General features: G+C 64.7%; 8 protein-coding genes. 1 reads left to right on the top strand and 7 read right to left on the bottom strand.

Going from position 1 to position 6,251, the window contains the following annotated elements; genetic code table 11:
• Positions 1-46: 46 nt before the first annotated feature.
• The 7 genes from RLN94_RS01510 to greA all read right to left on the bottom strand — a co-directional run bounded on the left by RLN94_RS01510 (position 47) and on the right by greA (position 4,193).
• Positions 47-460 carry a GNAT family N-acetyltransferase gene (locus RLN94_RS01510; protein WP_350125680.1) on the bottom strand — a complete coding sequence of 138 codons (414 nt, stop codon included), beginning with the start codon at positions 458-460 and terminating at the stop codon, positions 47-49.
• A complete protein-coding gene (tsaB, locus tag RLN94_RS01515; protein WP_350125677.1) occupies positions 450-1,043 on the bottom strand; it encodes a tRNA (adenosine(37)-N6)-threonylcarbamoyltransferase complex dimerization subunit type 1 TsaB in 594 nt (197 codons plus the stop codon). The genes RLN94_RS01510 and tsaB overlap by 11 nt, the downstream gene beginning before the upstream one ends.
• Positions 1,033-1,596 carry a NifU family protein gene (locus RLN94_RS01520; protein ID WP_350125674.1) on the bottom strand — a complete coding sequence of 188 codons (564 nt, stop codon included), beginning with the start codon at positions 1,594-1,596 and terminating at the stop codon, positions 1,033-1,035. The genes tsaB and RLN94_RS01520 overlap by 11 nt, the downstream gene beginning before the upstream one ends.
• A gap of 100 nt (positions 1,597-1,696) precedes the next feature.
• Positions 1,697-2,038, bottom strand: coding sequence for a DUF2794 domain-containing protein (locus RLN94_RS01525; RefSeq protein ID WP_350125671.1), 342 nt, complete (start codon positions 2,036-2,038; stop codon positions 1,697-1,699).
• Between the two features lie 110 nt (positions 2,039-2,148).
• Positions 2,149-2,604 (bottom strand): universal stress protein, encoded by a 456-nt coding sequence (locus tag RLN94_RS01530; protein ID WP_350125668.1) that lies wholly within the window; start codon positions 2,602-2,604, stop codon positions 2,149-2,151.
• Between the two features lie 83 nt (positions 2,605-2,687).
• The gene (locus RLN94_RS01535) at positions 2,688-3,710 is read right to left on the bottom strand and encodes a hypothetical protein (protein WP_350125665.1); all 1,023 of its coding nucleotides are present in this window, start codon (positions 3,708-3,710) and stop codon (positions 2,688-2,690) included.
• 12 nt (positions 3,711-3,722) lie between these two features.
• A complete protein-coding gene (gene greA, locus RLN94_RS01540) occupies positions 3,723-4,193 on the bottom strand; it encodes a transcription elongation factor GreA (protein WP_300894957.1) in 471 nt (156 codons plus the stop codon).
• A gap of 267 nt (positions 4,194-4,460) precedes the next feature.
• Here greA and RLN94_RS01545 point away from each other — a divergent pair, with 267 nt between their 5' ends.
• Complete coding sequence (locus tag RLN94_RS01545; protein WP_350125661.1) at positions 4,461-6,107, top strand: electron transfer flavoprotein-ubiquinone oxidoreductase; 1,647 nt, start codon at positions 4,461-4,463, stop codon at positions 6,105-6,107.
• The last annotated feature ends 144 nt before the right edge of the window (positions 6,108-6,251 follow it).

The raw sequence follows: 6,251 nt of genomic DNA on the forward strand, positions 1-6,251 counted from the left end.
TCCCGCGGGAGGCGTCCGACAGGGCGACGTGGGGCAGCACCCGGGATCAGTCGAGCTGCTTCTCCAGCAGCACGGCATCCTCCCGTCCGTCCGGCCCCTGGTAATAGCCCTTGCGCCGGCCGGTCTCGTCGTATCCGGCGAAGCGGTAAAGCGCGATGGCGGCCGCGTTCCCGGCAGAGACCTCAAGGAAGATCCGGCTTGCCCCACGCTCGGCCGCGCCGATCTCGAAGGCGGTCAGCGTTTCGCGCCCCAGCCCCTGCCGGCGGCGCGCCGGATCGGTCGCAATGGTCAGCAATTCCGCCTCGTCCGCGACCGCGCGGCCAATGGCAAAGGCCCGCCCATCGCCCACGGCAAAAACGTGCGGGCTGTCGAGAAGGTCGGCGAACTCCCGTGCCGACCATGCCCGCCCGTGGCCGGCAAAGGCACGAGCGTGGCAGGCGGCCATCTCTTCAGGCGTCATCGTCTAGGATGAGCGGCGGGGCCTCGCGCGGCGGGGCCGCGTCGGCCGGCCGGATGTAGAGCGGGGCAGGGGCGGGCGCCGGCACATCGGCCGCGGCCGCCGCCCGGGCGATGGCCAGCGCCAGTGGACCGGGCTCCGGCGGGTAGGCGAGCCGACCGAGGCGCTGGGCCTCCTCCACCGGAACGAGGCGTGGCTCTGAGCCGTCCGGCCGGATGTAGACCTGGTCGCGCGGGGCAGGTACAGCCGGAATACCTCCCCCGTCGGTGGCCAGGCGGACCGCATCGAACGTGGAAATGCCTATCGCGGGGATATCCATTGCGAGCGCCAGCCCTCGCGCGGCCGAGACGGCAATGCGAATGCCGGTGAAATTTCCCGGCCCCACGCCGGTGCCGATCCGGGACAGATCGCGCCAGGCTACACCGCCTTCGCCAAGCACCTCTTCCAGCAGGGGCATCAGCCTCTCCGCCTGCCCACGTCCCATTTCCTCGGCACGTACACTTAGAACCCGGTCGCCGGACAGCAAAGCGGCCGCGCAATGCGCGGCCGATGTGTCGAACCCCAGGACGAGGGCGTCAGATCCCAACGGGGCGCACCTCGGTCACCTCGGGGATGTAATGGCGCAGCAGGTTCTCGATGCCCATCTTCAGCGTGATGGTCGACGAGGGGCAGCCCGCGCATGCGCCCTGCATGTGCAGATAGACCACGCCGCGTTCGAACCCGTGGAAGGTGATGTCACCCCCGTCCTGCGCCACGGCCGGACGGACGCGGGTGTCGAGCAGTTCCTTGATCTGGCCGACGATCTCGGAATCTTCCCCGTGATGGTCGGCATGGCCGGAAGAGGCGTCGGCCTCGCCCGTCATCACCGGCTTGCCCGATTGGAAATGTTCCATGATAGCGCCGAGGATGGCGGGCTTCATGTGGTCCCACTCGGTCTCATCGGCCTTGGTGACGGTGACGAAATCATTGCCGAAGAACACACCCGTCACACCCTGCACCTTGAACAGGCGCTCGGCCAGCGGCGACTTGCCTGCCGTTTCCGAGGTGGGGAAGTCGGCGGTGCCGGCATCCAGCACGGTCTGGCCGGGCAGGAATTTCAGCGTCGCGGGGTTCGGGGTGGATTCGGTCTGAATGAACATGGGTCACGCCTTTCCATAGATGCAACGGATATGCGCCCCATGGCTTCGCCTGTCAAGGTTTGGAACGATTCTAAATCGTGGGTCGGCCCGCCGGTTCGGCCTATTCCACCGGCCGGATCAGCTTGCGTTCGAGCACCCGCAGAACGGTTTTCAGGTCGCTCCCGCGCTTCAAGATCTGCCCGTCCATGCCGATCACCGCATACTGCCCCTGCCGCCCGCGCAGGCGCGGGCGTTTTTCGATGCGGTATAGCGGGTTTTCCGCCGTGCGCCGGAACACCGAGAACACGGCCACCTCGCGCAGGCACGATATGCCGTAGTCCCGCCATTCGCCGGCGGCGACCATGCGGCCATAAAGGGACAGGATGATGCCGAGTTCCGATCTCTGGAACGCCACCTGCGCGGGGTCGTGTTGCGCGGGAAACGGTGTGGATTGGAATGTCATGCCGTCAGAGTTGCGCCAAGTGACGCGTAAATCAAGAAAAATGCGCCGCTGGCCGCGGTGTCACGGGCGCTCTTGCCGGCCGTGCGCGGGGTTTTCCCGCCGCCTTGCCCTCAGGTGATGGCTTCCAGCCGCTCCTTCGAAAGGTCGCCGGGGACGATGGTCAGCGGGATCGTCAGCGTGCCGGAGTTCTTGGAAAGCTGCGTGACAAGCGGGCCGGGGCCTTTCTTGTCGGTGCCGGCACCGAGGACCAGAACGCCGATTTCCGGGTCTTCCTGCACCTGTGCCATGATCTCGGTCACCGGTTCGCCCTCGCGGATGACCAGTTCTGGGTCGACCCCCTGCTTGTCGCGCATCCACTTGGCGAAGACCTCGAAATGCGCGTGGATGCGCTCGCGCGCCTCTTCGCGCATGATGTCGCCCACACCGATCCAGTGGTTGAATTCCTCGGGAGGAATCACCGCCAGAACCTCGACGCCCGCACCGGTATGGGCTGCCCGCATCGCCGCGAAGCGCATGGCGTTCAGGCACTCCCTGCTGTCGTCCAGAACCACAAGAAACTTGCGCATGGTCTCACTCCTCGCCCGTTGGGCATGATGCCCGGAACACCGGGTGCTGGCAATATCAGGATACGCGGCGCCGGTTTGCGCCTTCAGTCGAAGGTACCGGTGACCCGCCCGAGCAGCATGAAGGCGCGCGATGTGCGGGTGTTCGACAGCTCGGTCAGATCGGAATCACTGGCGGTTTCGGTGAAGGCCGAGATCATCCGGTCGAAGATCCGCAGGAAGTGGTGGACGGCGTCGCGGAAGATCGGGTCGCTCTTCATCCGCGCGGCCGTCAGCGCAAGCGAGGACCGGTCGCGGATGCCGCCAAGCTGGGCGATGGAGCGGCCGCGTTCGCCGGCGGCAAACCGGCGCCAGACCTCGGGGCGGGCGAGATCGGGGCGCAGGTCGTCCATGTAGATGCCATCATGCGACATCAGCGTCAGCACGTCCTGCGCGGCCTGGATAAGCTGTGCCGTGGGCCGGTCCTTGAGCGCGCGGCGCAGGGCGGCGAAGCCTTCCTTGTCCTCGGCGGTTTCGGGAAAGTTCAGCGCGCGGATGAAATCGGAGCTGGCCAGCGGCGGCCGCATGTCCTCGGCCGGGGTGCCCAGGGGCAGGGCGACCTGGTCTTCGCCCTGGGGCGGGGCGGCCTCGATCTGTTTCGGCGGCTGCGGCGGGGCAAGCGCGTGGCGGGTCGAGGAGAAGGTGGCGAGCGCGGTTTCGGTCTTGCGCTGGGCGGCGGCGATCTCTTCGAGTTTCTTGGTCACCGACGGTTCGCTGACGGCGTTCCGGTTCTGGCTTTGCGTGATGTAGGCGTGGCGCATGGCGTCGATGGCGACCTGCAACCGCTGGCTTTCCTCGCGCATCACCTTCGATGAGCGCGCGGCAGTGGCGGCGACCCAGATCATCGCCACCGGCATGAAGACCAGCAACATCACTAGGATGAACCACGCCGCACCGCCAGCGTCGCCGATCAGCGCCCCGGCATCCATGAAGAGAAAGAAGACAGCCGCCAGAACCAGCCAGACGACGGAGAGTACCGCGGCGGCCACCTCGACCCCCGAGACCCGTTCGCTGCGTGACTTGTCGTAGATCCCCAGCGGCGTGGGCGGGGTCTGTTGACGGTCGGCCATGGTCTGGACCTGCTAGATATAGGCGATCTTTAGCACTTCGTAGGCCTTGTCACCACCGGGCGTGTGCACCTCGACGCTGTCGCCCTCTTCCTTGCCGATCAAGGCCCGTGCAATGGGCGATTTGATGTTCAGCAGGCCTTTTTCAATACTCGCCTCGTATTCGCCGACAATCTGATAGGTCTTTTCCTCGTCGGTGTCCTCGTCGACCAGCGTGACGGTCGCGCCGAACTTGATCGGCCCGGACAGCTTGGCGGGGTCGATCACGTCCGAGAGGCTGATCGCGCCTTCCAGTTCCTTGATCCGGCCTTCGATGAAGGATTGCTTCTCCTTGGCCGAATGATACTCGGCATTCTCCGACAGGTCGCCATGTTCGCGCGCCTCGGAGATCGCCTTGATGATGGCAGGGCGTTCCACCGACTTGAGCTGTTTCAGCTCGGCTTCGATGGCCTCGTAACCCTTGCGTGTCATCGGGATTTTTTCCATTCGGAATGCCCTTCATGCTGACGGGGCCGCGCGTGTCGGCCCCGGCCTTTTCCCTTTTCAGATGTCGCGACAGATTGCCCCGATGCTCTAGGTTTTTGCAATAGCCGATCCTTGAACGGGTTACATTCCGTTGGCGGAATCGCGGCATATTGCCGTTTTTCCCCGTCTGGAACGTCGTGTTCCAATTGACGCGGGTGTTTCCGAGACGATAACCACGTGCGGAACGAATTCCGGCGGCCCTGTGCCGCGCCTTTGGAAGGAAGATACATGTCCGAGATCGAACGCGAAGCCATGGAATACGATGTCGTGATCGTGGGGGCGGGCCCGGCGGGCCTGTCCGCGGCGATCCGGCTGAAGCAGCTCGACCCCTCGCGCGAGGTGGTGGTGCTGGAGAAGGGGTCGGAAGTGGGCGCGCATATCCTGTCGGGCGCCGTGCTCGACCCGTGCGGGCTTAACAAGCTGATCCCGGACTGGAAGGAGAAGGGCGCGCCGCTGAACGTGCCGGTGAAGGATGACAACTTCTTCATGCTGGGCGAGGCGGGCAAGGTGCGCATCCCCAACTTCCCGATGCCGCCGCTGATGAACAACCACGGCAACTACGTCGTCTCGATGGGCAATGTCTGCCGCTGGATGGCCGAGCAGGCCGAGGCGCTGGGCGTCGAGGTGTTCCCGGGCATGGCGTGCTCGGAAGTGATCTATGGCGAGAATGGCGAGGTGAAGGGCGTGGTGGCCGGCGAGTTCGGGCGAAACCCCGATGGTACGCCGGGCCCGTCCTACGAGCCGGGGATGGAACTGCATGGCAAGTATGTTTTCCTTGGCGAAGGCGTGCGCGGCAGCCTGTCGAAGGAGGTGATTGCCAAGTACGACCTGTCGAAAGGCAAGGAGCCGCAGAAATTCGGCCTCGGCATGAAGGAAATCTGGGAAATCGACCCGGCCAAGCACAAGCCCGGCAGCGTGACCCACACGATGGGCTGGCCACTGGGGTCGAACGCCGGGGGCGGATCGTTCATCTACCACCTCGACAACAACCAGGTCTACGTGGGGTTCGTGGTTCACCTGAATTACAAGAACCCGAACCTGTATCCCTACATGGAGTTCCAGCGGTTCAAGCATCATCCGATGGTCAAGGAACTGCTGGAAGGCGGCAAGCGCGTGGCCTATGGCGGCCGGGCGATCACCGAGGGCGGCTATCAGTCGATGCCGAAGATGGTCGCACCGGGCGTGGCGCTGCTGGGCTGTGCGGTGGGCATGGTCAACGTTCCGCGGATCAAGGGCAACCACAACGCGATGCTGTCGGGGATGGCCGCGGCCGAAGCGGCCCATGCCGCGATCGAGGCGGGCCGGGCCAGCGACGAGCTGAACGATTACGAGACCGAGGTGCGCGAGGGCGCGATCGGCAAGGACCTCGAGAAGGTCCGCAACGTCAAGCCGCTGTGGTCGAAATACGGGCTGCTGGCCAGCCTCAGCCTCGGCGGGCTGGACATGTGGACCAACACGCTGGGCTTTTCGCTGTTCGGCACGCTGGGGCATGGCAAGACCGATGCCGAGGCGACCGAGCCTGCCGACAAGCACAAGACGATCGACTACCCCAAGCCCGACGGCAAGCTGAGCTTCGACCGGCTGACCAATGTCAGCTACTCGATGACCAACCACGAAGAAAACCAGCCCTGTCACCTGCGGCTGTTGGATCCGAGCGTACCGATCGAGCACAACCTGCCGAAGTTCAACGAACCGGCGCAGCGCTATTGCCCTGCCGGCGTCTACGAGGTGGTCGAGAAGGAAAACGGGCCGGAGTTCGTGATCAACTTCCAGAACTGCGTGCATTGCAAGACCTGCGACATCAAGGACCCGCCCCAGAACATCAAGTGGGTCACGCCGCAGGGGGGCGACGGCCCGAACTATCCCAACATGTGAGCCGTTAGAGCGTTTCTATGAAAACCTGAATCGCCGGGGATTCCCAGAAGACGCTGATTGTGCTTCCCTCTCCCTGGGAGGATCGGATCATGTCAGCACCTTTGCCGAAGGCGCTTCGTGCGCGGTTTCAGCAGTATATCGAGG

Source organism: Roseovarius sp. (assembly GCF_040223625.1).
Taxonomy (GTDB): domain Bacteria; phylum Pseudomonadota; class Alphaproteobacteria; order Rhodobacterales; family Rhodobacteraceae; genus Roseovarius.

Coding starts and splice junctions, on each gene's coding strand:
- RLN94_RS01510 (WP_350125680.1), bottom strand. CDS start 460: ATGACGCCTGAAGAGATGGCCGCCTGCCACGCTCGTGCCTTTGCCGGC.
- RLN94_RS01520 (WP_350125674.1), bottom strand. CDS start 1,596: ATGTTCATTCAGACCGAATCCACCCCGAACCCCGCGACGCTGAAATTC.
- RLN94_RS01525 (WP_350125671.1), bottom strand. CDS start 2,038: ATGACATTCCAATCCACACCGTTTCCCGCGCAACACGACCCCGCGCAG.
- RLN94_RS01530 (WP_350125668.1), bottom strand. CDS start 2,604: ATGCGCAAGTTTCTTGTGGTTCTGGACGACAGCAGGGAGTGCCTGAAC.
- RLN94_RS01535 (WP_350125665.1), bottom strand. CDS start 3,710: ATGGCCGACCGTCAACAGACCCCGCCCACGCCGCTGGGGATCTACGAC.
- greA (WP_300894957.1), bottom strand. CDS start 4,193: ATGGAAAAAATCCCGATGACACGCAAGGGTTACGAGGCCATCGAAGCC.
- RLN94_RS01545 (WP_350125661.1), top strand. CDS start 4,461: ATGTCCGAGATCGAACGCGAAGCCATGGAATACGATGTCGTGATCGTG.